Here is a 25,862-nt window from a genome sequence, read left to right on the forward strand (position 1 = left end):
CGTTCCCCCGGTGGTGATCACGACCTACACGACACTGCTGCGGCAGCGCTGGGTGCCCGCGCTGCTACTGGCGGGCACCCTCGCGCGGCTGCCGTTGCAAATGTATTCGTTCGCGCTGCTGCTGCTCGTGGTGCAGCGCACCGGATCCTTCGCGACGGCGGGTGCGACCGCAGCAGCGGCGGCCGCCGGCTATGCGGTGGCGGTGCCGGTGCAGGGTCGACTCGTCGACCGCTTCGGTCGGACCCGAATCCTGGTGCTCACCGCCGCGATCAACCTGGCCGCCTTCGCCATCGTCCCGCTCGCCGTGCGGGCGGGCACGCAGACCCTGCTGGTCGCCGCGGTGCTGCTGGGCGCGTCGCTGCCACCGGTGGCGGCGGCCCAGCGGGCGCTGTGGCCGGAGGTGGTGGTCGAGGAAGCGGCCCGGCGCACCGCCTTCACCCTCGACGCGCTGCTGCTGGATCTGGCGCTGGTGGTGGGACCGCTCCTGGTGACGGCGATTTCGGCGGTGCTGGGTCCGCTGTGGGCGGTGGAGGCGGGCGGAGTGGCCATCGCGGCGGGCACCCTGTGGTTCAGCGGACTGCCGCCCGCGCGCGCGAGATCGGGCCGAAAACGTTCGGGCGCTTTCGCCGGGCCACTGCGTAGTCCGGCGATCGTGTTGCTGCTGTGCGGTTCGGTGCTGACCGGAACGTTGCTCGGGGTGGTCCGGGTGACCTTCGTGCGCTTCGCCGACGCGCACGCCGCCCCGCATGCCGCCGGATTCGCCTTGGCCGCCTATGGACTCGGCAGTCTGGTCGGCGGACTCGCCTACGGCGCGATCCGGTGGTCCGGCGACGCGGCGCGCCGCCTCGCGCTCATCCTCGCCGGATACGCGGCCGGAGTCGCGCTGCTGGCCTGCGCACCGAATCCGACTGTCCTGGTGGGACTGTGCCTGTTCGCCGGAGTGTGGCTCGGGCCGACGGTGATCTGCACCTTCGAACTGGTCGGCCGGTGCGCGCCACCGGATGCGGTCACCGAATCGTTCGCCTGGGGTATCACCGCCACCTACTCCGGTTCGGCACTGGGCAATTCGCTCGGTGGCGCGCTCACCGCGACCGGCGCCGCATTTCTGGTCGCCGCCTGCTGCGCCGCAGTGGCGACACTCGCAATTTCACTGGGCCGAAAGGTTTTCCATGCTTAGACCACCGCTGCTCGCTCTCGCGGCCCTACTGCTGGCGGGGTGTGGCAGTTCGACGGGCGCCCAGCCCGCCGCCGTCGCTCCCGGCTACGGCGAGGTGCGGGTGCGCGACTGCCAAGGCATCGAATCCCGTTTCACCGCACCGCCGCAACGGGCACTGGTGCTCACCCCGAGCGTGTTGGAACCGCTGTATTGGCTCGGCGTCGCCGATCACGTCGCCGATCTCGGACAGCCGCCGCGACCGGGCAGCCTGCCCCCGCAGTTTCGCGCCCAAGCCGACCAATTGCCCGCGCTGGCCGGGAAGTACGTGGCGGGCGGTGGCTATCAGCCCGTGCCGAAGGAGCAGTTGCTCGCGGCCCGCCCGGATCTGGTGCTCGGTGGTTTTCCGAGCAATTTCGCCGCCAAAGGCGCGGTGCCGCAGCAGGAATTGGCCGACTCCGGGATCCCGTCCTACCTGGCGTTGAGCACCTCCTGCAAGCAGGCGCTGGACGGTCCACAGACCGATCTCGGACTGGTCTACCGCGACATCGACAACCTGAGTCGCGTCTTCGGCGTCGCCGATCGTGGCGCGGAACTCCTCGCGCGAATGCGTGGACAGATCGATGCCGTGTCCGCGCGGGTGGCCAATACCCAGCGCCCCAGTGTGTTTGCGTTCGAATACGACGAGGGGACGCAAACACCGAATGTGCCGGGCAACCGCCAGACCGTCAATGCCGTGATCACCCTGGCGGGCGGGCGCAATCTGTTCGACGATATGGACCGCTCCTACGACAAGGTCGGCTGGGAACCGATCGCGGCGCGCGATCCCGATACCGTGCTGCTCATCATCTATGACACCGGCGAGGAGGCCCGCAATGCGGCGCGTTTCGCCGAGGCCGAGCGGTTCGTGCGCGAGCAGCCCGCACTGAGTGCCACCAAGGCGGTGCGTGCGGGCCGATTCGCCAGGCTCGTCTACGAATACGGGTCGGTCGGCGGCGTCCGCAACGCACAGGCCGTGGAATTGCTCGCGGACCAACTGCATCCGCGATGAGGGCCTACCTGGTCGCAGGCGCGGCGCTGATCGGGGCACTGCTGCTGGCGATCTGCCTCGGATCGGTGCCCATCGCGCCGGGCGCGGCGCTGGAGATCGTGGGGCGCAAGCTGATCGGCGCGGACACCACCATGTTCGCGCCGATCGATGTGACCGTGCTGTGGGCGGCGCGAGTGCCCAGAGCGGTGCTCGGGGCGGTCGTCGGCGCCGGACTCGGCGTAGCCGGGTGCGCCACACAGGCTTTGGTGCGCAACCCGATCGCCGAACCGTATCTGCTCGGACTCACCTACGGCGCGGCGGCAGGCGCCGTCGCGGTGCTCGTCACCGGATTCGCGCCGCTGGGTCCGATGACCGCGAGCGCGGCGGCCTTCGCCGGGTCGATGGCCGCCTTCACGGTGGTCTATCTCTTCGCCAGGGGCGAGGGCACCCTCTCGCCCCTGCGGCTGGTGCTCGCCGGGATCGCCGTGACCTCCGGCTTGCAGGGGATCGTCATCTTCCTGGTGCGACTCGCCGACGATCCGTCCACCACGGCCTCGGTGCTGTTCTGGTTGTTCGGCAGTCTCGCCGACGCCAAATGGTCCCAACTCGGATTGCCCGCGATCGTGCTGGCGATCATCGTCATCGCGCTCGTCGGTCAGGGGCGGGGGCTCAACGCCTTGATGCTCGGCGACGAGACCGCCGCCGGACTGGGGGTGCGGCCGGGACGGCTACGGCTGACGCTGTTCCTGCTCATCGCCCTGCTCACCGGGGTGCTGGTCGCGCTGGTCGGCGGTATCGGGTTCGTCGGATTGGTGGTGCCGCACGCGGTCCGGCTGCTGGTCGGGGCCGACCACCGCCGGGTCCTACCGCTCGCGGCTCTCACCGGGGCGGCCTTCCTCGTTCTCACCGATCTCGCCGCGCGGACGGTTATCGCGCCGGGCGAACTGCCCATCGGCGTCGTCACCGCGGTCCTCGGCGCGCCCACCTTCCTGTGGTTGGTGCGGCGGCGGGCACGAGCCGAGGTCGGGTCATGAGCCGAACAGGCGGTGACGCAACATCTTCCGGGGCGCTGACGCTGTCGGGCATCCATGTGGCCCTCGCGGGCGCCCCCATCGTCGCGGGTATCGATCTCGAGGTCCGCGCGGGCGAACGCGTCGGACTCGTCGGCCCCAACGGCAGCGGCAAATCCACCCTCCTGCGCACCGTCTACCGCCACCTCCCCGCCGACAAAGGCACCGCCTGGATCGACGGCAACGACCTGTGGGCCATGAAACCCCGGCACGCCGCCCGTCGCATCGCCACCGTCCCCCAGGAGACCCACCCGGAATTCGACATCACCGCGCGCGACATGGTCGCCATGGGCCGCACCCCCCACAAGAGCGCCTTCGCCGCCGACGACCCCGCCGACCGGGAAATCATCGCCGAGGCCCTGCGTCAGGTCGACATGCTCGCACTCGCGGCCCGCCGCTTCGCGGCCCTCTCCGGCGGCGAGAAGCAACGCATCCTCATCGCGCGCGCCCTGGCCCAACGCACCCACCTGCTCCTGCTCGACGAACCCACCAACCACCTCGACCTGCACCACCAGTTCGCCCTGCTCGAACTCGTCACCCGCACCGGCCTGACCACCCTCACCGCCCTGCACGACCTCAACCTCGCCGCCGCCTACTGCGACCGCCTCTACGTGCTCGCCGCAGGCGCGGTCGTCGCCTCCGGAACCCCCGAATCCGTCCTGACCCCGACCCTGCTCCGCGACGTATTCCGCGTCCAGGCCACCATCACCGCGCACCCCAGCACCGGGCGACCGCACCTAACCCTGCACCCGCTGACCTGACCGCACCACCGCGAGACTGCTCGCCTCGAGCACGAGAATCAGTGCGACATACTGCAATCCGCTGATCAGCGGCACGTGATCGATCGGCAGCGTGTAGGCGAGCAATATGCGAACCCCCGAGTCGGCGATCAAGCCGACACCCCAGATGACGGTGGCGATGCGCATCTTGCGCTGGAAGGCGGGCGAGTCCACCCAGGATCGTTCGATGCGCTCGTGGGTCTCCCCCCTGGTCATCGAGCGCGCCGCCTGGAAATAGAACGGGGTGCGCGCCAGCGTGGCCAGTATCCACAGTCCGGCCAAGCCGGTGAGCCACCCGTCCTTGGCCAGCAGAAAGCGCGGGCTACCGGTCAGGAAGGAGACCGCGACACTCACGACGATCACGCTCAGCGCGAACAGGGCCAACCCGTCGACGCGTCGCCGCGTGGCCACGGTCCAGCCGGTGCGCAACAGCGGCGGGATGGTTCCCAGCGTCAGCGCCAACCACTGGTCCGCGCCGCACGCTCGCGCGCCGTAGAAAATGGCCAGTGGCGCAAGGACATTGACGCCGATACCGGACATCATGGCCCGGCGCGAATCGTTGCTCATGGCGAACCCCGAGGAAAACAAGCCTGCACAGTCGATGATAGAAGACAACGACCGCCGCCATGCCCCCAACTGTGCGGCAAATATATGGCGAATACAATCGACAAGTCACCGACACCGAATGACCACCCATACCTACCCTTACCACCACCAATTTCCGAACAGCAAGGTATGCACCGCATTACCTCAGTTCGGTGAGCCTTCCATTGCCGGCGGTGTGCTACGAGTTCGAATACGGTCGTACCCATGAGCGCTGACCTGACCACCCTCGCCGTACACCCTGGCGAACCGCACGCCGCGAGCCTGGCGGTGCGGCTCAATTGGTTGCGCGCGGCGGTCCTCGGCGCCAATGACGGCATCGTCTCCGTCGCGGGCATCGTCGTCGGTGTGGCCGCGGCCACACCCGATCGCGGCCCGCTGCTGACGGCGGGTATCGCGGGCCTGGTCGCGGGCGCGGTCTCGATGGCGCTCGGCGAATACGTCTCGGTCAGCACCCAGCGCGACAGCGAACGCGCCCTGCTCGACAAGGAGCGCCGCGAGCTGCGCGAACAGCCCGAGGAAGAACTGGACGAACTGGCCGCCCTCTACCGGGCCAAGGGTCTGTCCCCCGCCACCGCGCGAACCGTCGCCGAGGAACTCACCGCGCACGACGCCTTCGCCGCGCACGCCGAGGCCGAACTCGGCATCGACCCGGACGAACTCACCAATCCCTGGCATGCCGCGCTGTCCTCGGCACTGTCGTTCACCCTCGGCGCGCTGCTGCCGCTGCTGGCGATCCTGCTGCCGCCCCTCGAGTTCCGGATACCGGTCGCGGTCGTCGCGGTGCTGGCGGCCCTGGTGCTGACCGGCAATATCAGCGCCCGCCTCGGCGGCGGCCCGGCCCTGCGCGCCACCGCCCGCATCACCGTCGGCGGCGCGCTGGCCATGGCCGTCACCTATGGCATTGGCCATCTGGTGGGTGTCGCGATCTAGAGTTGGCCGGGTGGATCCCGCCGACGCCCGCGCCCGGCTGAGCGCCGCCAGGGTGGCTCACCTGGCCACCGCCGACGCCGCGGCCGTACCCCACCTGGTCCCGATTGTCTTCGCACTCGACGGCGACCTGCTGTACTTCGCCGTCGACCACAAGCCAAAGAAGGGTCCCGACCTGCGCCGCCTGCGCAATATCGCGGCGAATCCGCGCGTCTCGGTCCTCGTCGACCGGTACGACGAGGACTGGCGGCGACTATGGTGGGTGCGCGCCGACGGCCGCGCAGCTATCCATGCCGAACATCCCGCCGCTGTTGCCGCGCTCACCGCGAAATATTCCCAATACCAGGACATTCCACCCCTCGGACCCTATGTGACAATTACCATCGACCGCTTGGCGGGTTGGTCCTTCGCCTGACCGTTGACAGGCAGCAACACGTTCTGGACATATTGGACGCAGTCCAGAGGAAAGGATCGCGCCTTGTCGACCATCCGCCAGTCCCGCTCCGGTGCCATCGTCACCCTGACGATTGATCGCCCGGACAAGCTCAACGCCCTCGATTACCCCACCATCGACGGGCTGCAAGCCGCGCTGGACGAGGTGGAGGCCGAGGACGCGCTGCGCGCGGTCATCCTCACCGGTGCGGGTGAGCGCGCCTTCAGCGCGGGCGCGGATATCCCCTCGCTGGCGGGTTCCATCGCGGGTGGCACCGACCGGGCGCTGCGCGAGATCGTGCGCCGGGGCCAAGGTCTGACCCGCCGGGTGGAGACCTTCGGCAAACCGATCATCGTCGCGGTCAACGGCCTGGCCTACGGCGGCGGCTGCGAGATCACCGAGGCCGCACCGCTGGCCATCGCCGCCGAGCACGCCACATTCGCCAAACCCGAGATCACCCTGGGCTTTCCGCCGCCGTTCGGCGGTTCGCAGCGGCTGCCGCGTCATATCGGCCGCAAGCGCGGACTGGAGATGATCCTCACCGGCGACCCCATCGACGCCACCCGCGCCTACGAACTCGGCATCGTGAACCACGTGGTCCCGGCCACCGAACTACTCGCGGCGGCAACCGATTTGGCCGAACGCATCATCCGCCATCCGGCGACCGCGGTCACCGCCTGCCTCAATGCCGTCACCAGGGGCATCAACCTGCCCATCGACGAGGGACTGGCCGTCGAGGCGGGGTGGTTCGCCAATACCGTGCCGACCAAAGGTGTTGCCGACGGCCTCGCCGCATTCCTGAACCGGCATTCCTGATCCGGCATTCGTCAACCGGCACTGAGTAATACCCGATCCGACACGACACACCGCACGACACGCGGGCACCCGGCCTCGAGCGGGACACAAACAGCAAATTTGCACCCCCCTCTCGAGATACTCACAGGGATGTACCGATCAAATAGGGTATGAGCACGAGTACGCGACGAGATCGCGCGCGCTACGCGCGATCTCGCCCGATGACCGGCGCCGCCGCCGGAATCGCCACCGTCCTTTGGCTGGGATCGACCACGGCGGCGGCACTGTGGCTGGGTGCGGGATCCGCAGCGGCAGAGGCGCATCGCCCTTCCGGGGCGGTGGCGGACGCGGCCGTCGCGGTCGCCGTTCCCGAGATACCGCAACCCGCCACCGAGGTGGCCGAGCAGATGCAATCGGCCATTCGGGCCGCCTCCCCCGATAGCCGGGTCGGCATCGATGTGGTCGATCTGGACAGCGGCGCGGTACTGGCCGGACTCGATGTCGACCATCCGTTCTTCACCGCCTCGGTGGTCAAACTGCTCATCGCCCTGGACGCACTCAAATCCGCCGACTGGCAACCCGATCCGGCCGCCGCCGCGCAATTGCGCCAGATGCTGGCGGCCAGCGACGACGGTATCGCCGACGGACTCTGGGATGCCAACGGCGGCCCGGAGATCGTCTCGCGCATGATCGAGATGATCGGACTGCCCGGCACCCTGCCGCCGGAGGATCGCTACCAGTGGGGCGAAACCCTCACCACCCCACGCGATGTCGTGTCCATCTACCGCTACATCGCCGCCGACGCGCCACCGCAGGCCCGCGACCTGCTGCTGGGCGCGCTGCACGGGGCCGACAAGATCGCCGCCGACGGCACCGATCAGTACTTCGGCATTCCGGCCGGACTGCCCGGTGTCACCTGGGCGGTGAAACAGGGCTGGATGTCGCTGGATTCGTCCACCACCATCGATACCACCGGCCTCATCGGCCTCACCCCGGACAAGCCCTACCGCTACGCCGTGGTGGTGCTCACCACCCAACCGGCCGACACCGCTTGGGCCGCAGCGGGTTCGGCGGTCACGGCAGGAATCGGCGTGCTGGGCACCATAATCCAGCACCGGTAGCGTTCAGTCGGCGGTTCCCGTGACCACCACCCGGTTGCCGTCGAGTTCGCGTCCGTTCAGCGCGGCCACCGCCGCCGCGGCATCGCGCAGGTCGCCGTAGACGACCGAGCCGGTGGCGCGATCGCGATCCACCCGCGAGTCGAGCACCTGGCCGAAGTCCGAGGCCAGGCGGCGCACCTTCTCGTCGGAGGTCCGGGGCGACAGGTTGCTCAACTGAATCCTCGCGAACATGGGCGAACTCCTTCGACGCATCCGGCAACCACGCGGGGGCCGGCCTGTCGTCGATCGCTGCCGAGTTGCGGATAGTCCGCGCGCCAAGCGCTCTCGATCGCGTGGCGATCGACGGCGGCGCTGACCCCGACCCTTCGAGAATAGCGGCACGGCTCCCTGGCAGCGGGCTAATCCGTTACCAGTCTTGATAATTCGTCGTTTCGAAGTTGTGAACGCCGAAAGTCGCTGAACTGCCGCTCTTTTCAGTGCGCGGTCTGTGAAGCCGCCGCCCGCGCACTCAAATCCGAGTGGGCGAGCAGGTGGCGGGGCGGCGCGTCGAGCACCAACTCGGAGCGCACCCGCAGCCTGCCGTCCACATGCAGCAACTCCCCCGATGCCAGTGCCCGCCACCGCGGATTCTCGTCCATCCGCTCACTGGCCACCACCACCGCCGGATACCGCGCCAGGTCGGCGCTGTGGGTGCGCACGGTGCCGGGCAGGCCGGCGTGGTCGAGATGGCGGTCCCCGTGCGGGCCACCTGCCGCGCGCTCGAGCACGAACAGCTCATGCGTGTCGGGGTAGCGCAGCGCCCACAGCTCGCTGGCGGTGGTGACGAGCAGATTCAGCGCGTAGACCGGCACCGAGTCGGCGATCCAGCGCACCGCGTCCACAATGCCCGCGGTGATATCGCCGCCGTGCCGGTCCACCCGCTGGGTGATCAGCGCGAAGATCCGCTCGGAATCGGTGTCGCCGCCGACCAATTCGCGATAGTCCCCGAGTTCGGCTGCTATCGCATCCAGCCCGTGCACCACGCCGTTGTGCGCGAACAGCCGCCCGCGCTGCTCGAACGGATGGGTGTTGCGCACATTCAGCGAGCCGGTGGAGGCGTAGCGGACGTGCGCGAGAAAGGTGCCCGATTCGCGCTCCCGCGCCGCGCGACCGAATTCGGCGTCGGCATAGGCCGCCACCGGCTCCTTCTCCACGAACGGCGAGCCGTCGGCGCGGTAGGTGCCCAGTCCGGTCCCATCGGGTTCGCGCCTGCTCTGCCGCACCAGGCTGTCGGGAGCGTCGAGCAGCCAGAAAGTGGCCCGCACGCGATGCGGCGCGGCCGTGAGACCGAATAGACGGCACATGACTCCACAATAGGGCCGCGCGGCCGCGCACTCAGGCCGGTCCGCGGGGAAATATCGGCGAGCAAACCTGTGCGACACCGTATCCGGTACCGGGAGTTCGCGGTGCGCATCACATTCGACTGTTGAACGTGACGCGTCCGAGTGATAAACATTGTGCACGAGTCGCAACTAGTGTTGCACATCATGCAATAGAAGGATAGCAATGCCGCACTGTGGATTTCGGCCCGTGCGACGCCTGCTGGGTGTCGCGGCCGCGCTGCTGCTGCTCGCAGGGTGCGCGCCGGTGCATTCGGACCCGGCGGGCTCCGGAGCCGACGAGCGCACAGGCACACTTCGGGTCTGGCTGTTCGACGAGGCCAACCGCGCACCCAAGGCGGCGGTCCTCGACGAGGCCATCGCCGAATTCACCGCGACCCGACCGGATGTGAAGGTCGATGTGCAGTGGGTTCCGGTCGCAGGCCGCGCCGACAAGTTCGCGGGCGCGTTCATCGACCCGGCCAGCGCGCCCGATGTCGCCGAATTCGGCAATACCGATGTCGCCGGATACGCGGCCACCGGCGCGTTCGCCGAACTCGGCCCGGAGGCCGCGGCCATGTCCGACCTGGTGCCCTCGGTGCTGAAAACCGCCGAGTACGCGGGCAAGATCTACGGCCTGCCCTGGTACACGGGTGTGCGGGCGCTCTACTACCGCACCGATATCTTCGCCGAACTCGGTCTGCGCCCGCCCACCACGCTGGACGAACTGACCGCGACCGCGCGCCGGATCCGCGCCGCCAAACCCGAGATGTACGGAATCGCGGTGGGCGGCAAGTACACCTACGCCATGCTGCCGTTCCTGTGGGCCGAGGGCGGCGAACTCGCGAGCTACGACGGCACCATGTGGAACGCGCAGATCAATTCCGAGCAGGCCGCGGCGGGCGTCACCCGCTACACCGATCTCATTCACGCCGATATCTGCCCACCGGCCCAGTGCGCCGATTTCACCGGAACCCAGAGCGTGCAGGCGTTCGCGGGCGGTAAGGCGGCCATGACCATCGGCGGTGACTTCAACCGCAAGGCCGTCGACCAGGGCGCGGTGCAGGGCAAGTACGCGGTGATCCCGCTACCCGGCCGCCAATCGGGCTCCGTGGCACCGGCTTTCGCGGGCGGCAACCTGCTCGGTGTCTTCCGGGCCAGTCGGCATCGCGGACTGGCTCGCGAATTCGCCCGGCTACTGGCCGATCCCAAATATCAGGAGAAGATGTACGTGGCGATGGGCAACCTGCCGACGCTGGCCGGGGTACAGGCCGAACTCGCGGACAATGACCCGTTCCTGCGGCCGTTCGTCGAAACGCTGCGCGCCGGAACCAAATTCGTACCGAGCACGCCTGCCTGGTCGAAGATCGACAGTCAGAACCTGCTGCCGACGGCGGTGCAGCAGATCGCGACCGGCCAGAAGACGCCCGCCGCGGCGCTCTCGGTGGCCGCCGCGGCGATGAACAAGGCATTCCGGTAGGCGCACATGGCTATTCGCGATCATCTCCCGCGCCGCGACACCGCGACCGCCTGGCTCTACCTGGCCCCGGCACTGCTGCTCCTGCTCGCGGTGCTGGCCTACCCGATCTATCAGATCGTGCTCATCTCCTTCTACGACTATGGGCAGCCGCAGGCGGTCGGCACCGCACCGCTGGAATTCATCGGACTCGGCAACTACCGAGAGTTGCTGTCGGACGGACAATTCTGGCGGGTCCTCGCGAACACCTTCGGCTTCGGCGCGGTCTGCGTTGGCGGCTCGTTGGCGGTGGGCACGGCGCTGGCGGTGCTGGCCGCCCGGATTCGGCCGCTGCCGAGGCTGCTGCTGTTCCTGGCGGCGCTCGGCGCGTGGTCCACACCCACCATGGCGGGCTCCTATGTGTGGCTGTTCCTGTTCGACACCGATTTCGGCATCGTCAATGCGGCGCTGGGCGGACTCGGCTTCGACGGAATGCGCGGACACTCCTGGACCTATGACACCCTGTCGGCTTTCGGAATCGTGGCCGCCGAGGTGATCTGGTGCTCGTTCCCCTTCGTCATGGTGACGATGTACGCCGGGATCAAGGCCATACCGGGCGAGGTGCTGGAGGCGGCCGCGCTGGACGGGGCCTCGGGCCTGCGCACCGCCTGGTCGGTGGTGTTGCCGATCGTGCGCCCGCTGCTGCTCATCGCCACGGTGCAGTCCATCATCTGGGATTTCAAGATCTTCACCCAGATCTACGTCATGACCAATGGCGGCGGCGTGGCCGGACGCAACCTCATCCTCAATGTCTACGCCTACCAAAAAGCCTTCGCCGGGCAGGAATACGGACTCGGCTCAGCGATCGGAGTGCTGATGACCCTGCTGTTGCTCTCGGTGACCGGTTTCTACATCCGGTCACAGCGCAGGAGCACACCGTGAAGGCCCGGCGGCTGGTCGCCGACGCCGTCGCGATCATCGTCGCCGCGCTGGTCGCGTTCCCGCTCTACTGGATGGTGCTCGCCGCGGTGAAACCGGCGGGCGAGATCCAGTCGGCCGCACCGCGACCCTGGACGCTCACCCCGAGCTGGGACAGTTTCCACCGGGTGCTGTCCATCAACGGTTTCGGCCGCTACTTCCTCAACAGCATGCTGATCGCGGCGGTCGTGGTGGTGTGCTCGCTGGTGCTGTCGTTCCTGTCGGCGGTGGCGCTGACCAGATTCCGATTCCGCGGGCGCACAGTGCTGCTGGTGATGATCCTGGTGGCGCAATTGATTCCGGTCGAGGCGCTGACCATTCCGCTGTTCTTCCTCATGCGCTCCCTCGGCGGCGCCGTGCCCGCGCTGGGACTCAACGAACTGGGCTCGATCATGCTGGTGGATCTGGCTTTCAGTCTGCCGCTGTCGATCTGGCTGCTGCGCGGCTTCGTCGCCGCGGTGCCCGAGGAGCTCGAGGAGGCCGCCCGCATCGACGGCGCGAGCAGGCTGCGTTTCCTCTGGCAGATCCTGCTGCCGCTGGTGGGACCCGGACTGGTCTCGGTGAGCATGCTCGCCTTCATCCACGCCTGGAACGACTTCCTGTTCGCCAAGACCTTCATCATCTCCAAGACCGAGAATCAGACGCTGCCGCAGGCGATGCTGGTGTTCTTCAAACCCGAGGACACCGACTGGGGCGCGGTCATGGCGGCCTCGACGCTCATGACGATTCCGGCTTTGATTCTGTTCGTGATCGTGCAACGCAAACTTGTTTCCGGATTGGATGGGGCGGTGAAGGGTTGATGCCCGGCTTCGAAACATTACTGCCACGGCCGGTTTCGGCGCAGCCGCGACCGGGTGTGTGTCGGTGGCCCGGCGAGCTCGAATTCCGCACCGACACTTCGCTGCCCGCCGAGGGCTATCGGCTGGAGATCGCACCGCAGGGGATCACACTGCACGCCGCCGACGCCGCCGGGAAGTTCTACGGGCAGCAGACGCTGCGTCAGCTCGCGGGGCCGGATGCCTTCCGCGCGGCCAGGATTCATCCCGGACCGGTGGAGTTGCCGTGCGGGGTGATCGAGGATCATCCGCGCTTCGCCTGGCGCGGATGCATGCTCGACGTGGCGCGCCATTTCCGGACCAGGGCCGAGGTGCTGCGCTTCGTCGACCTCATCGCCGCCCACAAACTCAATGTGCTGCACCTGCACCTCACCGACGACCAGGGCTGGCGCATCGAGATACCCGATTTCCCGCGACTGACCGAAATCGGTTCGTGGCGCACCGGATCCATGGTCGGCAGACATGACGGACCCGAACGCGACGGCCGCCCGCACGGCGGTTACTACACCGGCGCGGACCTGCGCGAGATCGTCGCCTACGCCGCCGAGCGGGCCGTTACCGTGATTCCCGAGATCGATGTGCCAGGGCACGCGCGGGCCGCGCTGGCGGCCTACCCGGAACTGGGTCCCGACACCACCGAACCGTGGCAGGTGTGGACCCGCTGGGGTGTGAGCACCGCGCTGCTGGACCCCTCCGACTACACCCGCGAGTTCTTCCGCCGCATCTTCGATGAGGTGCTGCGGATCTTCCCGTCGCAGATCATCGGCATCGGCGGCGACGAAGTGCCCGGCGCGACCCCCGCACATGGTCGGTTCGCCGCCGATCTGGCCGCCTACCTCACCGAATGCGGTCGCACCGCCTTCGGCTGGGATGAACTGCTCGAAGCGGGCGCGTTGCCGCCCATGGTGATCGCGGCCTGGCGATCCGATGCCGCCGCGACCGATGCCGTCGCGGCGGGTCATCGGGCGGTGCTGTGCCCGGAGGAGCGCATCTACTTGAACCACCGGGAATCCGACCGCACCGACGAACCGATCCCGGTCGGCTACCTGCGCACCCTGCAGGATATGTACGACTACGAACCCGCCTGCGGCCCCGGCATTCTGGGTATCGAGGCCCCGGTGTGGAGCGAACAGCTCGACACCATGCGCCGCGTCGAATACCAGGTCTTCCCCCGGCTGTGCGCCGTCGCCGAAACCGCCTGGAGCACCGGGCCGCGCGATTTCACCGAGTTCCTGCCTCGGTTGCGCGAGCACCATCTCCCCCGCCTCGACGCCCTCGGGGTCGAATACCGGCCCCTGGCCGGGCCGCACCCCTGGCAGACCCGGCCCGATGTGCCGCCGACGGCGCACCGCCCCTGGTAGTCAGTCGAATTTCGCGGCGTAGTCCGCGATTTCGCGCAGGTAGCCGTCCAGGCGGGCCGGGGTGAGCCACGAGGCGCGGAAGGAGTTCTCCGCCAGGGCGATCAGACGCGCGCGATCCAGGTGCGCGTGTTCGGCCAGGCGCAGATAGTTCTCGCCGACGTAGGCGCCGAAGTAGGCCGGATCGTCGCTGTTCACGGTGACGGTGAGACCGCGATCGAGCAGGTCGAGGATCTCGGTGGACTTCATCTGGTCGGTGACGAAGGAATTGGAGACCGGACAGGTGGTGAAGCCGATTCCCTTCTCCTTGGCCACCGCGACCAGGCGCTCGTCCTCGACGATATTGGTGCCGTGATCGATGCGGTCCACGCCGATCTCCTCCAGCGCCTGCCGGATGTGCTCGATCGAATCCTGCTGATCGATATCGCAGTGCATGGTCAGCAGGAATCCCGCGCCGCGGGCGCGCTCGAACACCGCGGCGAATTTGCTCGGCGGATTGCCGCGCTCATCGGAGTCCAGTCCGACGCCGATGATCCAATCCCGGTAGGGCAGCGCCTCCATCAGCGTGGCCATGGCGAATTCGGCCGAGTGATCGCGCAGGAAGCACAGGATCAGCTCGGCCGAGATGCCGAATTCGCGGCGGGCGCGCACGATGGCCGACCGGTAGCCGGACACCACCGTGTCGAACGGGACGCCACGGGAGGTGTGCGCCTGCGGGTCGAAGAACATCTCGACATGGCGCACGCCATTGGCATGGGCCCTCGTCAAGTAGTCGTAGGCCAGGTCGTGGAAGTCGGGCGCGTGCCGGAGCACCCGCATCGCCGGATAGTAGACCTGGAGGAAGGAGGTCAGATCGTGGAAATCGTAGGTCTGCCTGACCTGCTCCACCGTGGTCTCGGCCAATTCGATCCCGTTGCGCGCGGCCAGTCGGAACTTCAGCTCCGGCTCCAGCGTCCCTTCCAGGTGCAGGTGCAGTTCGGCTTTGGGCAGTCCGCGCACGAATGCGGCGAGATCGTTCGACATGCCCGCCATCATCCTCTCCCGTTTCAGCGGGGTTGCTGCGCGGTCACCAGAAACACGTGCGACGTCACCGGGGCGACGGGCAGCTCGCGCCCCAGTTCGCGCAGGTACTCACCCAGCCCGGTCCGCCGTGCCGACCAGCCGTGCTCGGTGAACCACTGCGCCGCATCGGCTCTCGGGTCGTTGTAGATCAGATCCACCCATTGCCGCTGCTCCTCGGCGAGCTCGTGGCCCGCGTTCCGCATGCTCTCGTACAGATCGGCGGGTAGCGGCTCCATGGCCTCGATGGCGACCCGACTGCCGGGCGCGCTGTTGGCCACGACAGCGGCGAACAGGTCGTCCTGCGCCCGCGGGGCGAGGTAGATGAGCAGGCCCTCGATCAACCAGGCCGTCGCCTCGGCCGGATCGAAACCCTTGTCCCGCAGCGCCGTCGGCCAGTCGCCGCGCAGGTCGACCGGCACCTCCCTGCGCTCACCGCGCGGCTTGTGTCCGGCCGCCGCCAGCGTTTCGCGCTTGAATTCGAGGACTTCCGCCCGGTCCAGCTCGTAGACCGTCGCCTCCTCCAGTTCCGCCATTCGGTAGGCCCTCGCATCCAGCCCGGCGGCCAGGATCACCACCTGCCGCACCCCATCGCGAACCGCCGCGGCCAGGTACTCGTCGAAGTACCGGGTCCGCGCGCCCACATGCGCCAGGAACGACGGCCCGAACTCGGGTGTCAGCAGCGCGTGCCCCTCGGCCCGGCCCTCCAGGAGTTCGACCCATTCGCCACCCGAGGCCCGCAGGAACACCTCCGCCAGCGGATCCACCGCCAACGGATCCGGCTCCCGTCCCACCAGTGCCCGCGTCGCCGCCACGAACAAAGCGGTGGAACCAACACTCGTATTGATATCCCAGCTATCCGAATCGGTGCGCATATGCCCACGCTAGTGCGGTGTTGATCATCCCAACAGCAGATCCATATACGTCGAAGGCGATACCCGAGCGCGGTGCGCGCGCCAGGCCAAATGGGCGTCGGGACGGACCAGCATCGGGTCGGGAACATCGGCTGTCAATCCGACCAGCTCGGCGCCGAGTCGCCGCGCCTGCGCGAGATCCGGCACCGAGCCCGAGGGCGCGACCACGGCGAAGCGCCCCTGCAACGCCGCGTAGAGCCGCGTCTGCCGCCCCTCCGATGTGCGAGTCTCGATATCCGGCACCCGATCACCGGGCAGCACATGTTCCGCCGAAGTGTGGCGCGTGGTGCCCAAACTCGACAAAAACCCAAGGGGCGCGAGCGGACCCCGCCGATACGACACCCCCAACTGGCTCGCCGACGCGGTGACCCGCCGCATCAGCCGCCGATCGCGCAGAATCGGCAGAATCACCCGATCCCGCAGGAATCGGGCAGGGGCATTGCCCGCCAACAGAATTCGAGTCGCACCCGTGGTGCCCGCCGCGACATCCGCGCCGACCGGCCTGCGCTCGGCGGTGTAGGTGTCCAGCAGCGCGTCCCCCGCAAGACCTTTGGCGACGAGCACCAGCTTCCACGCCAGATTCTCCGCATCGCCGATCCCGGTGTTCAACCCCTGCCCGCCGAAGGGACTGTGAATATGCGCGGCATCCCCCGCGATCAGGAGACGACCGCGCCGATAGGTATCGGCCAGGCGACGCTGGATACGGAAGGTGGAGATCCACTCGACCGATTCGAACCGCACCTCGCCCCCGGTGCGCGCGGCCACGAGCCGGGCGAGCTGGGCCAGGGTATCGGCCTCCTCGACACCGACCGCCGCGATGATTCGCCACAGGTCCGCACCGGGCAGCGGGAACAGCACCAGCAACCCCTCCTCGTGCATCCAGACGTGGGTTCCCGCGCGGCTCACCGGCAGTTCGACATGCACATCGGCCAGGACGAACCGCTCGATGATCGGTCTGCCGGGAAATCCGATCCCGGCGATCTTGCGCACCGCGCTGTGCGCGCCGTCACAGCCGAGCAGCCAATCGCCCCGCACCTCGCCGACCGGACCGTCCACCCGCACGAGGACACCGGTCGAATCCTGCTCCGCGCCCGCGACGGGCGCACCCCATTCGATCTTGCCGCCGAGCTCGGCCAGTCGGATCCGCAGCCGCGCCTCGAGTTCGGCCTGCGACACCAGGATCACCGGATGACGGCCCGCCGCCGTGGCCGCGCCCACCGGGAAGGTCAGCAGATCGCGCCCGCCCGCATGCACGGTCGCACCGATCGGATTGATCCCGCGCTCGGCCAGATCCCCCAGCGCCCCCAGCCGCTCCAACACCTCCGCCCCGCGCGGCTGCACCGCCAACGCCCGCGAAGTGGTGGCAGGCCCCTCGGCCGCGTCCAACACCCGCACCGGCACCCCGCGCCGCAACAATCCGCACGCCGCCGCCAACCCTGTCGGCCCGGCCCCCGCGACGATCACCACCATGGTTTCCCCTTTCGCCCGAACCCAGGGTAATCGGGTCGCCCGCCGCACGCGGGGGCCTCGACCGTTGGACGGAACGAAAACCACTTGCCGACCGATAGCGGGAACTGCCACCATGTCCCGCGACCCGACCACACCGAGGAGCACCCATGCGCCGATTCCGCGAAACGCCCCAGATCCCTTACCGGACTGTGACTTTCAAGGAATTCGACACCCATGCCCACTCTCAATATCGGTATCCTCGCCCATGTCGACGCAGGTAAGACCAGCCTGACCGAGCGCCTGCTGTTCGACACCGGAGCCATCACCGCCCTCGGCAGCGTCGACGCCGGAACCACCCGCACCGATACCGGACTGCTCGAACGGCAGCGCGGCATCACCGTGCGCGCCGCCGTGGCCTCGTTCGCCCTGGGCCGGACACGCATCAACGTCATCGATACGCCTGGCCACGCCGATTTCGTGGCCGAGGTGGATCGCGCGCTGGAACTGCTGGACGCCGCGATCCTGGTGATCTCCGCCGTCGAGGGGGTGCAGGCGCAGACCCGAGTGCTGATGCGGGTGCTGCGCGAACTCGGCGTGCCGGTGCTGATCTTCGTCAACAAGATCGACCGGGTCGGCGCGCGCTACGCCGATCTCGTCGACGAGATTCGGAAACTGCTTGCGATCCGGGCGATTCCGCTGACGCGGGTCGAGCAGGCGGGCACCTCCGCCGCCCGGATCGCCCCCATCCCGATCACCGAGCACGCCGAGACGCTGGCCGAGGTGGACGATGCGATCCTCACCGGACTGCTCGACGGTCCGGCGCCGACCGCCACCCAACTCGTCGCGGCGCGCGACGCCGCCATCGGCCGGGGCGAGCTGCACCCGATCCATTTCGGCTCCGCGCTGAGCGGCGCCGGAACCGCCGATCTGCTGGATACCCTCGCCCGAATCGTCCCGCCGCAGGCCGATCCGACCGCGCCCGCCGATGGCGTCGTCTTCGCCATGGACCGTTCGACAGGCCCGAAACGCGCGTACCTGCGGCTGTTCTCGGGCACGGTGCACGCCCGCGAACGCCTCACCCTGCGTCACACCGATGGCACCGAGTACACCGGACACGTCACCCGACTCGACGTCGTTCCGGCGGCCGACCACCTCGAAGCGGGCCAGATCGCGGTCCTCACCGGCCTCGCGGAGGTCCGCGTCGGCGACAGATTGGCAGGCTCCCGCCGTAGCGAACGCGGCACCGCTTTCGGCGTCCCCGACCAGCGCACCCTGGTCCGCAGCGACACCCCCCAGCGGTTGCACGCGGCGCTACGCCAACTGGCCGACCAAGACCCGCTGCTCGATCTGCGCACCGAACCGGACGGCGCCGCCACCCTGGCCCTGCGCGGCGAGATCCAACAGCAGATCATCGCCGCCACTCTGGCCCACGAGTTCGGCCTCACCGCCCATTTCGCCCCCAGCACACCCCCGCCACCCGACCGCGTGCTGTCGATCGCGGAGGCCGCGGAGGAAATGGGCTATCGCGCACCTTGCCCCAGCGGCTTCTGGGCCTCCCTCGGCCTGCGGGTGGCGCCGGGTCCGCCGGGGTCGGGCATCGACTACCGCAGCGAAACCGAACGCGGCGCGCTCCCCCGCGCCTTCCACACCGCCATCGAAGTCTCGGTGCGCGCCGCGCTCGCGGCCGGTCCCAACGGCCGCCCCGTCACCGATTGCGTCGTCACCGTCCTGCGCACCGGTTTCGCGGGACCGGTCACCACCGCCGCCGATTTCCGGGGTCTGACCCCGATCATCCTGCACCGCGCCATCCGCAGGGCGGGCACCGACGCGGCCTGCATTGCGCCACAGTCCATTCGGGACCAGCCGCCGATGGCATAGGCGCGATCACGGCTCGGCAACGGTGTGGGGACGATCGGCGTTCTCAGCTATCACACCGGTAACTCTGCTGTTGTGCACGGGATTTCGCGGTTTACTGGAATGGAGCCGCCCCTCGGCATCGGCTCGAGAGGAGTCTCCCCGTGCGCACCGCTGCCACCCTCGTCCTGCATCCGCGCATGCTGCGCGTCCTCGTAGCGGCCACCGCCAGCGGGCGGGGTCCGCGCGCGATCAATGCCGACGCGGTGGCCGGGTACACCGATCCGGCCACCGGGCGCGGCGCGTACGCGGTGGCCGACGGGGTCGGCGATCATCTGCTCGCGGCGCGGGCGGCCCGCACCGCGGCGACGATCGCGGCGCGGGCGGCCGCCACGGCGGGCGCGCAGGTCGGCATTCTCGCCGCGCAGCAGGAACTGCTGCGCGAATTCCCGGAGCCCGAGGCGGATTGCGTCCTGGTAGTCGCCGCCGTGCCCGCCGCGCCCGGTCCGGATGGCCCGACCGATATCGCCTGGGTGGGCGACTGCCGGGCCTACCGCTGGAACGGCCGTGTGCTGCACCAACTCACCACCGACCACACCGTCGGCGAGTATTTTCGATCACAGGGCATTGCCGCCGCGCCCCGGATGGATCACGTGGTGACCACCTCCGCCCGCACCGCGCCGCCGGACCGTATCGGTCGCGCGAGCACCGGCTCCAGCCGGGGCAGGTTGCTGCTCGCCACCGACGGGATCGTCCGTCGACTCACCATGGCCGAGTTGAAATCCGCACTCGCCGAGGGCCTTACGCCGCAGGATACGGCGAACGCACTGGTGCGCCGCGCCTTGCGCGCGGCAGGCACCGACAATGCCACCGCCTACCTCGTCGACGGCCGATAGCCCACGCCGGTTACGAATAGCCGACCGGCGTGTAAATCCCCGAATTCGGGGTGGCACTGTTATAGCCGGCGCAAATTGTCACGATGGTTCCCAGCCGTGAGAGGGTGCTAATTTTCGAACCATCGCTGTTTCACAGGGGCTTGCGGCAGAACCCTTGGGCGATGACAAGGAGGTTCGGTGCCCGAGTTCGAAGGCGCCCCACGACGACCCGACCTGGTTTCGGTCGTAATTCCCGTATACAACGGACTCCCATTGCTGGATGTGCAGTTGGAAGGTCTCGCGGCGCAGGACTACCAGGATTCCTTCGAGGTGATCATCAGCGACAACGGATCCACCGACGGTCTGCGCCAACATCTCGCGAACCATCCGCTGCGCGAAAAGCTGTGCCTGCGCCATATCGACGCCTCCGATGCCAAGGGCGCACCGCACGCACGCAATGCCGGCGCGGCTGCGGCCGACGGCGATTTCCTCGCCTTCACCGACCAGGACGATCGCGTGTATCCCGGCTGGTTGCGCGGATTGGTCGAGGCCGCAGCCGAATTCGACGCGGTCGGCGGACCCATCGAGGTGCACTCGCTCAATAGCCCGAAGGTCGCCAAATGGCGGCCATGCCCGGCCCCCGACCAGCGCTTTCCCTCGCACTACCGCTATTTCGCGCACGGCAACAATATGGCCATGTGGCGCACCACCTTCGAGAAGGTCGGCGGTTTCGACGAGAATATGCTCGCCGGTGACGACCTCGATATTTCCTGGATGATCGAGGAGGCGGGCCTCACCCTCGGACATACCCCCGAAGCGATGGTGGCCTATCGCCTGCGCACGACATTGCCCGAGGCACTGCGTCAGGCAATCGGCTACGGACGCACCCAGGTCGATGTGTATGCCAAACACCGACCGAATGGCTGCCCGCCATATCCGAAAAGGGCGACTCTGATCACGCTCGCGGCCACAGTGTTCTGCAATCCGCTTTTCTTTTTCGTGCGCCCGTGGGTGCCGACCGGACTGTGGGCACTGCACGCCGGAATTCTCATCGGCAGAATTCAGGGATCGATTCGCCTGCGCACAATGGACTATCTCTGAAGATGCCGATGCGCAGGCGCACATTTCTCGCCGCGGCCGCGGGCGCGCTCGCGTTGAGCGCGCCGATAGCGCATGCCGAATCCCCGCGACACGGCTACAACCGCCGCTTCCTCGCCCGCCCGGACCGGCTGCACATCCCCTCCGATACCACGGAATTGCTCGACGCACTGGCCCGATCGGTGCGCGAGGATCTGCGCGTCGCGGTCCGCTCGGGCGGACACTGCTTCGAGGATTTCGTCGACAGCCCGGACACCAAGTCGCTCATCGATCTCCAGTCGCTGAACCGGATCGACTGGGACACCGAGCATCGCGCCTTCTCGATCGGTGCGGGCGCGACCCTGGACACCGTCTACACCGGACTGTCCAAATGGGGTGTGACCATTCCCGGCGGCATCTGCAAGGGTGTCGGCGCGGGCGGCCATATCACCGGTGGCGGATACGGCCCGCTGTCACGGCGGCACGGGCTGGTCGCCGACCACCTGTACGGGGTGGAGGTGGCGACGGTGAACGCGCGCGGCGAGGTCGCACTCACCGTCGCGACCAAGGACGGCCCGCACCGCGACCTCTGGTGGGCGCACACCGGCGGCGGTGGCGGCAATTTCGGCGTGGTGACCCGATTCCTGCTGCGCGCACCGGATTCCGACGGCGCCGACCCACGCACCGCGCTGCCCCGCCCGACCGGGACGGTGCTGGTGGCGCAGTTGCTGCTGCCGCGTCCACTGGCCACCGAGGATTCGTTCGTGCGGCTGGTCGGCAACTATCTCGACTTCCACCACCGCCACAGCGCGCCCGGCAATCGCTTCGCCGGACTCTATGCCCGACTCATCCTGCGCCCGCTGGTCGAGAGCCTGGCCGATATGTTGATCTTCCTGCACAGCGACGAACCGGACGCCGCCGCCCTGCTGGCGGAATTCCTCGCGACCGTCACCGACGGTGTCTTCCCTGCTCCGCCGCGACTGCCCACCGCACGGGTCTCCTATCTCGACAGCGTCGACCGGTACTACGCGGCGCCGCCCGTGAATCCGGCGCGGGTCAAGATCAAGACAGCGCTGCTGCGCCAACCGTATTCGCCGGAGCAACTGCGAGTCCTCTACCGGGCCATCACCGATCCGGGCATCATGGGCGAAACCTTCGTGGAGTTCGCCCCTTTCGGCGGCGCGATCAATGCCGTCGCCTCGGACGCCACCGCGATGCCCGCACGGGACGTGTTCATGAAGATGCTCATCCACGCCGCCTGGTCCGATCCCGCGGCCGACGACCGATTCATCGCCTGGGCGCGCGACACCTATCGCGAGATCTACCGCGACACCGGCGGGGTGCCCGTACACGACGACCGCAACGGCGGCAGCTACATCAACTATCCGGATCCCGACCTGGCCGATTCCACAACCCCCTGGCACGAGTTCTACTACCGCGACAATTACCCGCGCCTGCAGCAGGTCAAGGCCGAGTGGGATCCGAAAAACCGCTTCCGCCACAACCTTTCGATCACCCTGCCCTGATCGCCACTCGGCGAACGAACCTAGGTCGGCAATCCGACGGCCCGCTCGCCGCTGCGCCGCTGCGCCGCTGCTGAATCACCACGGCCGCCACCAGCAGCGACCTGGTCAGCCTCGGCGCGGCCACCTTCGCACTGGAGGGCTTCCTCGCCGACCGGGAGACCTTCGGCTCCATCGCCGCATGGCGCGCCACCCGAACCACGATCACCCCGTGACCCACCGGTATGTTGCGGACATGGCCAAGCTGGGATACCCCGTCGTCGCCGCGCTCGTCGCCCTCACCCTCGCGGCGGGCACCGCCTCGGCGGACTCGTTCTACACGGCGCAGGCGAACCGGATCGCGGGCGAGCACGGTTCGATCATCCGGAGCCAATCACTCGACGGCGATCCGGCCCTGCCCGGCGCACGCAACTACCTGGTGCTGTACCGCTCGGTCGACCTGCAGGGCCGCACCGTAGCCGTCTCCGGCACCCTGGCCGTCCCGGAAGGCTCCCCGCCGCAGGGCGGTTGGCCGCTCATCTCCTTCGCCCACGGCACCACGGGCGTCGCCGATGCCTGCGCACCCTCCCGCGACACCGGCCCCGACTACCCTTCCCACGACTACACCTCCGGCGTGCGCCGCACCCAGGCCCGGTGGATCGCCGCCGGGTATGCCGTCGCCCAAACCGACTACCAGGGCCTGGGCACCGGCGGTCCGCACGGCTACCTCATCGGCGAGACCGAACAGCGCGCCGTCGCCGATATGGCGTTGGCGGCCAGGCGAATCGATGCGAATATCGGCGACCGCTGGATCGCCATGGGCCACTCCCAGGGCGGTCAGGCCGCACTGTTCACCGACGCCCGGGCCCAGCAGTGGGCTCCCGAACTGCGTCTGCTCGGCGCGGTGGCCCTCGCCCCCGCCTCCCATCAGGGCTTAGCACTTCAGGCCGGTCAGCTCGGCGCGGCCACCGGGAGCAGCGGCGCCATCGCGGCGCTCACCGGCGGCGGCGCGACACCTTTCATCCCCCTCATCGTGCGCGGCGCGCAGACAGCCGCCCCGATCGATCCGGCCCGCTTCCTCACCCCGCGCGCCCAAGAGTTGCTCCCCCTCGCCAACACCTACTGCATAGGCGACCTGCGCGACGCCGACAAGTGGGGCGGACTGCCCGGCGGCGAGGTCTTCGCCCCCACCGCGGACATGTCGGCATTCCTCGACGTGCTGGCCCAGAACGATCCCAGCGGACTGACTTTCCCACAGCCCGTACTCGTCCTGCAGGGCCGCGCCGACACCACGATCCCGGCCGTGGCCACCGACGCCATGGTCGCCCAGCAGCGCGCGGCCGGTCAGCCCGTCGACTATCGCACCTACCAGGGCGTCGACCACCGAGGCGTACTCGACGCCTCGTTCGCCGACACCCTGGCCTGGGTCAACGCCCGATTCGGGCGCTAGGCCCCGGCGCGTTGGGACGCAGCACCGCCAAGCTGCCGATCAACACCGCGGCCAGACCGATCAGCGTGTAGGAGTTGCCGACCAGGAATTGCAGCGCGGTCCAGTCGAACTCGCGCCCCATCGTCTGCGGGACGAACCAGATGAGCCCCTGCGGCACCAGCGGCAGATCCGTATCCCACGAGCCGATCGCATCCACCTGCATCGGATAGGCGAACATCAACAGCAGCACCGCGACAGGCAAGGCGACGCGCAGGACCTGATTGCGCAGCGCGAGCACCGCCCACATGACGGCAGGAATCACCCACACCCAGTAGTGCGTCCAGGACACCGGCGACACCAGCAGCGTCACACCGGCCGCCAAGACAATGCCGAGCATCTCGTCGCCGCGCTGCTGTGCCACGCGCGCCGCGGCCATACCGATCAGACCGAGAACGCCCGCGCCGATCAACCACGGCAGGTGATCGGTCCACGTCGTCCACTGCAACCGACCGAAAACGCCATTGAGCGACTGGTTCTGCACATACGCGAATCCGATCCGATTCTGCTGCGCCACCGCCGTCGTCCAGAACTGCCACTGCTGCGCGGGTCGATACCAGAAGCCGATGGCCACCGTCACCGCGAACGCCGCCGTCGCCACCCCCGCGGCTTTGAATCGGCGGGTGATCAGCAGGTACACGATGAATACGGCGGGCGTCAGTTTGATCCCCGTCGCTATGCCGAGGAGAATGCCGCGATACCAGCGCCCCTGCGGAATCGCCAGATCCGCCAGCACCATCGCCATCAGGATGATGCTCACCTGCCCGAACCGGAAGGTCTGCTGCACCGGTTCCAACCACAGCGCCACGCTGCCGATCGCCAGCGTCGCCGCCAGCAGACCCGGACTGTTCTTGAAGCGCAGCAAACGTCCCGAACACCACACGCTCGCGTAGAGCGCGAACAGGGTGATGATCGTGGCCCCGGTCCCCACCTCCGTGATCGGGAATCGCGCCAACTCCGCGCAGATCCAGGCCGCGAACACCGGATACAGGAATGGGAGATACAGCGGTCCGCGCTCGGTGTACAACTGCTCCGGATGCAATGCGGCCGCCTTACCGCCCCACATGTACACCTGGAGATCGATCTGATGCCAGTACACATCCCAGTTGGGCCGCAGCAACAGCAGCCAAACAGCTATGGATAGCGTTGTACCGGCGATCGCCAACAATAGAACAGTTCGTGCAGGCCAACCGCGTGCGCGTGCGGGCGCGGCGGGTGGCTCTGTCGCCGGTGCGACAGTAACCATCGATTCGATTCCTTCATCAGGTTGCAGCAGAACGCATCACGCGAATCCCCTGAATCGCCATCTGCCCGGAAGGCGACGCAGGACAACGGATTTCAGAAAACGAGAACGCCGAAAGGCGGCGACGCACCAGCGACCGCGGCCTTGCAAGCCCGAACGAATATCAACCGTGTCGGCATAATTCAGCGTCCCTCATCACTGTCCAACATCTCGACAAGAGACAAACGCTATCACGCGGCGAACCCGTGCGCCGCGCCGCTATTTCCACAGTTGGCCCGCGCTCTCGGGGGTGAGCAGGTCGAAGCACCCGCTCGACCAGGGTCGTTGGGAGGATAGCCGAGGATCCCGGACATAGGCCAACGCCGCGGTGCGAATCACGGCCCCACCATACGCAGGTACGACCCGAGGACCGTCCGTCCGGTATCCACTCGCGCGGGGCGATCAACGAAACACGGTCGCGCCGAACGGAAGTCGCATCGCTAGCATCTCCCCCGACAGAAGAT

At 68.2% G+C, this 25,862-nt stretch carries 24 protein-coding genes; 17 read left to right on the top strand and 7 right to left on the bottom strand.

What is annotated here, in order from left to right:
• The first annotated feature begins 10 nt into the window (after window positions 1-10).
• From D5S18_RS27600 to D5S18_RS27615, 4 genes are read left to right on the top strand one after another with little or no spacing between them, the layout of a single operon-like run.
• A complete protein-coding gene (locus tag D5S18_RS27600; RefSeq protein WP_120043998.1) occupies window positions 11-1,177 on the top strand; it encodes an MFS transporter in 1,167 nt (388 codons plus the stop codon).
• The gene (locus D5S18_RS27605; RefSeq protein ID WP_158607999.1) at window positions 1,170-2,204 is read left to right on the top strand and encodes an ABC transporter substrate-binding protein; all 1,035 of its coding nucleotides are present in this window, start codon (window positions 1,170-1,172) and stop codon (window positions 2,202-2,204) included. Before D5S18_RS27600 ends, D5S18_RS27605 begins: the two co-directional genes overlap by 8 nt.
• Window positions 2,201-3,217, top strand: coding sequence for a FecCD family ABC transporter permease (locus D5S18_RS27610; protein WP_120044000.1), 1,017 nt, complete (start codon window positions 2,201-2,203; stop codon window positions 3,215-3,217). Before D5S18_RS27605 ends, D5S18_RS27610 begins: the two co-directional genes overlap by 4 nt.
• Window positions 3,214-4,014 (top strand): ABC transporter ATP-binding protein, encoded by an 801-nt coding sequence (locus D5S18_RS27615; protein WP_120044001.1) that lies wholly within the window; start codon window positions 3,214-3,216, stop codon window positions 4,012-4,014. Before D5S18_RS27610 ends, D5S18_RS27615 begins: the two co-directional genes overlap by 4 nt.
• On the opposite strand, the gene D5S18_RS27620 is transcribed toward D5S18_RS27615, so the two are convergent.
• Window positions 3,991-4,599, bottom strand: coding sequence for a VC0807 family protein (locus D5S18_RS27620; protein ID WP_120044002.1), 609 nt, complete (start codon window positions 4,597-4,599; stop codon window positions 3,991-3,993). The genes D5S18_RS27615 and D5S18_RS27620 overlap by 24 nt on opposite strands.
• Before the next feature lie 243 nt (window positions 4,600-4,842).
• On the opposite strand from D5S18_RS27620, the gene D5S18_RS27625 reads away from it, so the two are divergent.
• The 4 genes from D5S18_RS27625 to D5S18_RS27640 all read left to right on the top strand — a co-directional run bounded on the left by D5S18_RS27625 (window position 4,843) and on the right by D5S18_RS27640 (window position 7,914).
• On the top strand, window positions 4,843-5,568 hold the full coding sequence (locus D5S18_RS27625; RefSeq protein ID WP_120044003.1) for a VIT1/CCC1 transporter family protein: 726 nt from the start codon (window positions 4,843-4,845) through the stop codon (window positions 5,566-5,568).
• 10 nt (window positions 5,569-5,578) lie between these two features.
• A complete protein-coding gene (locus D5S18_RS27630) occupies window positions 5,579-5,980 on the top strand; it encodes a TIGR03668 family PPOX class F420-dependent oxidoreductase (protein ID WP_439651178.1) in 402 nt (133 codons plus the stop codon).
• A 63-nt stretch (window positions 5,981-6,043) separates the two neighbouring features.
• Window positions 6,044-6,814 carry a crotonase/enoyl-CoA hydratase family protein gene (locus tag D5S18_RS27635; protein ID WP_239004031.1) on the top strand — a complete coding sequence of 257 codons (771 nt, stop codon included), beginning with the start codon at window positions 6,044-6,046 and terminating at the stop codon, window positions 6,812-6,814.
• A gap of 200 nt (window positions 6,815-7,014) precedes the next feature.
• Entirely contained in the window at window positions 7,015-7,914 is a 900-nt protein-coding gene (locus D5S18_RS27640) for a serine hydrolase (protein ID WP_120044005.1), read from the top strand.
• A gap of 3 nt (window positions 7,915-7,917) precedes the next feature.
• Here D5S18_RS27640 and D5S18_RS27645 read toward each other — a convergent pair whose 3' ends face one another.
• On the bottom strand, window positions 7,918-8,145 hold the full coding sequence (locus tag D5S18_RS27645; protein WP_158608000.1) for an RNA recognition motif domain-containing protein: 228 nt from the start codon (window positions 8,143-8,145) through the stop codon (window positions 7,918-7,920).
• 242 nt (window positions 8,146-8,387) lie between these two features.
• Complete coding sequence (locus tag D5S18_RS27650; protein WP_120044007.1) at window positions 8,388-9,257, bottom strand: class II glutamine amidotransferase; 870 nt, start codon at window positions 9,255-9,257, stop codon at window positions 8,388-8,390.
• A gap of 226 nt (window positions 9,258-9,483) precedes the next feature.
• Here D5S18_RS27650 and D5S18_RS27655 point away from each other — a divergent pair, with 226 nt between their 5' ends.
• The 4 genes from D5S18_RS27655 to D5S18_RS27670 are packed head-to-tail and all read left to right on the top strand — an operon-like array spanning window position 9,484 to window position 13,903.
• Entirely contained in the window at window positions 9,484-10,752 is a 1,269-nt protein-coding gene (locus D5S18_RS27655) for an extracellular solute-binding protein (protein ID WP_239004032.1), read from the top strand.
• Between the two features lie 6 nt (window positions 10,753-10,758).
• A complete protein-coding gene (locus D5S18_RS27660) occupies window positions 10,759-11,670 on the top strand; it encodes a carbohydrate ABC transporter permease (protein WP_120044009.1) in 912 nt (303 codons plus the stop codon).
• Window positions 11,667-12,506 carry a carbohydrate ABC transporter permease gene (locus D5S18_RS27665; protein WP_120044010.1) on the top strand — a complete coding sequence of 280 codons (840 nt, stop codon included), beginning with the start codon at window positions 11,667-11,669 and terminating at the stop codon, window positions 12,504-12,506. Before D5S18_RS27660 ends, D5S18_RS27665 begins: the two co-directional genes overlap by 4 nt.
• The gene (locus tag D5S18_RS27670) at window positions 12,506-13,903 is read left to right on the top strand and encodes a beta-N-acetylhexosaminidase (protein WP_120044011.1); all 1,398 of its coding nucleotides are present in this window, start codon (window positions 12,506-12,508) and stop codon (window positions 13,901-13,903) included. Before D5S18_RS27665 ends, D5S18_RS27670 begins: the two co-directional genes overlap by 1 nt.
• Here the strand turns inward: D5S18_RS27670 and add are convergent, their stop codons facing one another.
• From add to D5S18_RS27685, 3 genes are read right to left on the bottom strand one after another with little or no spacing between them, the layout of a single operon-like run.
• Entirely contained in the window at window positions 13,904-14,923 is a 1,020-nt protein-coding gene (gene add, locus D5S18_RS27675; protein WP_120044108.1) for an adenosine deaminase, read from the bottom strand.
• Window positions 14,924-14,946: 23 nt separating this feature from the next.
• Window positions 14,947-15,834, bottom strand: coding sequence for an SAM-dependent methyltransferase (locus D5S18_RS27680; RefSeq protein WP_120044012.1), 888 nt, complete (start codon window positions 15,832-15,834; stop codon window positions 14,947-14,949).
• Between the two features lie 24 nt (window positions 15,835-15,858).
• A complete protein-coding gene (locus D5S18_RS27685; RefSeq protein WP_120044013.1) occupies window positions 15,859-17,343 on the bottom strand; it encodes an FAD-dependent monooxygenase in 1,485 nt (494 codons plus the stop codon).
• 213 nt (window positions 17,344-17,556) lie between these two features.
• On the opposite strand from D5S18_RS27685, the gene D5S18_RS27690 reads away from it, so the two are divergent.
• The 5 genes from D5S18_RS27690 to D5S18_RS27715 all read left to right on the top strand — a co-directional run bounded on the left by D5S18_RS27690 (window position 17,557) and on the right by D5S18_RS27715 (window position 24,080).
• Window positions 17,557-19,200: a GTP-binding protein gene (locus D5S18_RS27690; protein WP_120044014.1), complete on the top strand. Its 1,644-nt coding sequence runs from the start codon at window positions 17,557-17,559 to the stop codon at window positions 19,198-19,200.
• Window positions 19,201-19,340: 140 nt separating this feature from the next.
• Window positions 19,341-20,072, top strand: coding sequence for a PP2C family protein-serine/threonine phosphatase (locus tag D5S18_RS27695; RefSeq protein ID WP_239004033.1), 732 nt, complete (start codon window positions 19,341-19,343; stop codon window positions 20,070-20,072).
• Between the two features lie 177 nt (window positions 20,073-20,249).
• Entirely contained in the window at window positions 20,250-21,152 is a 903-nt protein-coding gene (locus D5S18_RS27700) for a glycosyltransferase family 2 protein (RefSeq protein ID WP_239004034.1), read from the top strand.
• A 2-nt stretch (window positions 21,153-21,154) separates the two neighbouring features.
• Window positions 21,155-22,654 carry an FAD-binding oxidoreductase gene (locus tag D5S18_RS27705; protein ID WP_120044015.1) on the top strand — a complete coding sequence of 500 codons (1,500 nt, stop codon included), beginning with the start codon at window positions 21,155-21,157 and terminating at the stop codon, window positions 22,652-22,654.
• Between the two features lie 232 nt (window positions 22,655-22,886).
• Entirely contained in the window at window positions 22,887-24,080 is a 1,194-nt protein-coding gene (locus D5S18_RS27715) for an alpha/beta hydrolase family protein (RefSeq protein WP_158608001.1), read from the top strand.
• On the opposite strand, the gene D5S18_RS27720 is transcribed toward D5S18_RS27715, so the two are convergent.
• Window positions 24,058-25,281, bottom strand: a complete 1,224-nt coding sequence (locus D5S18_RS27720; RefSeq protein ID WP_158608002.1) for a glycosyltransferase 87 family protein — start codon at window positions 25,279-25,281, stop codon at window positions 24,058-24,060. The genes D5S18_RS27715 and D5S18_RS27720 overlap by 23 nt on opposite strands.
• Between the last annotated feature and the right edge of the window lie 581 nt (window positions 25,282-25,862).

The sequence above is a fragment of the Nocardia panacis genome (assembly GCF_003598715.1).
Lineage (GTDB): Bacteria > Actinomycetota > Actinomycetes > Mycobacteriales > Mycobacteriaceae > Nocardia > Nocardia panacis.

What these genes read in the sequence shown, in the direction of transcription:
- D5S18_RS27685 (WP_120044013.1), bottom strand. Translation starts at nt 17,343, where the DNA reads ATGGTGGTGATCGTCGCGGGGGCCGGGCCGACAGGGTTGGCGGCGGCG.
- D5S18_RS27645 (WP_158608000.1), bottom strand. Translation starts at nt 8,145, where the DNA reads ATGTTCGCGAGGATTCAGTTGAGCAACCTGTCGCCCCGGACCTCCGAC.
- D5S18_RS27640 (WP_120044005.1), top strand. Translation starts at nt 7,015, where the DNA reads ATGACCGGCGCCGCCGCCGGAATCGCCACCGTCCTTTGGCTGGGATCG.
- D5S18_RS27615 (WP_120044001.1), top strand. Translation starts at nt 3,214, where the DNA reads ATGAGCCGAACAGGCGGTGACGCAACATCTTCCGGGGCGCTGACGCTG.
- D5S18_RS27715 (WP_158608001.1), top strand. Translation starts at nt 22,887, where the DNA reads ATGGCCAAGCTGGGATACCCCGTCGTCGCCGCGCTCGTCGCCCTCACC.
- add (WP_120044108.1), bottom strand. Translation starts at nt 14,923, where the DNA reads ATGTCGAACGATCTCGCCGCATTCGTGCGCGGACTGCCCAAAGCCGAA.
- D5S18_RS27705 (WP_120044015.1), top strand. Translation starts at nt 21,155, where the DNA reads ATGCCGATGCGCAGGCGCACATTTCTCGCCGCGGCCGCGGGCGCGCTC.
- D5S18_RS27670 (WP_120044011.1), top strand. Translation starts at nt 12,506, where the DNA reads ATGCCCGGCTTCGAAACATTACTGCCACGGCCGGTTTCGGCGCAGCCG.
- D5S18_RS27625 (WP_120044003.1), top strand. Translation starts at nt 4,843, where the DNA reads ATGAGCGCTGACCTGACCACCCTCGCCGTACACCCTGGCGAACCGCAC.
- D5S18_RS27660 (WP_120044009.1), top strand. Translation starts at nt 10,759, where the DNA reads ATGGCTATTCGCGATCATCTCCCGCGCCGCGACACCGCGACCGCCTGG.
- D5S18_RS27620 (WP_120044002.1), bottom strand. Translation starts at nt 4,599, where the DNA reads ATGAGCAACGATTCGCGCCGGGCCATGATGTCCGGTATCGGCGTCAAT.
- D5S18_RS27650 (WP_120044007.1), bottom strand. Translation starts at nt 9,257, where the DNA reads ATGTGCCGTCTATTCGGTCTCACGGCCGCGCCGCATCGCGTGCGGGCC.
- D5S18_RS27605 (WP_158607999.1), top strand. Translation starts at nt 1,170, where the DNA reads ATGCTTAGACCACCGCTGCTCGCTCTCGCGGCCCTACTGCTGGCGGGG.
- D5S18_RS27680 (WP_120044012.1), bottom strand. Translation starts at nt 15,834, where the DNA reads ATGCGCACCGATTCGGATAGCTGGGATATCAATACGAGTGTTGGTTCC.
- D5S18_RS27690 (WP_120044014.1), top strand. Translation starts at nt 17,557, where the DNA reads ATGCCCACTCTCAATATCGGTATCCTCGCCCATGTCGACGCAGGTAAG.
- D5S18_RS27610 (WP_120044000.1), top strand. Translation starts at nt 2,201, where the DNA reads ATGAGGGCCTACCTGGTCGCAGGCGCGGCGCTGATCGGGGCACTGCTG.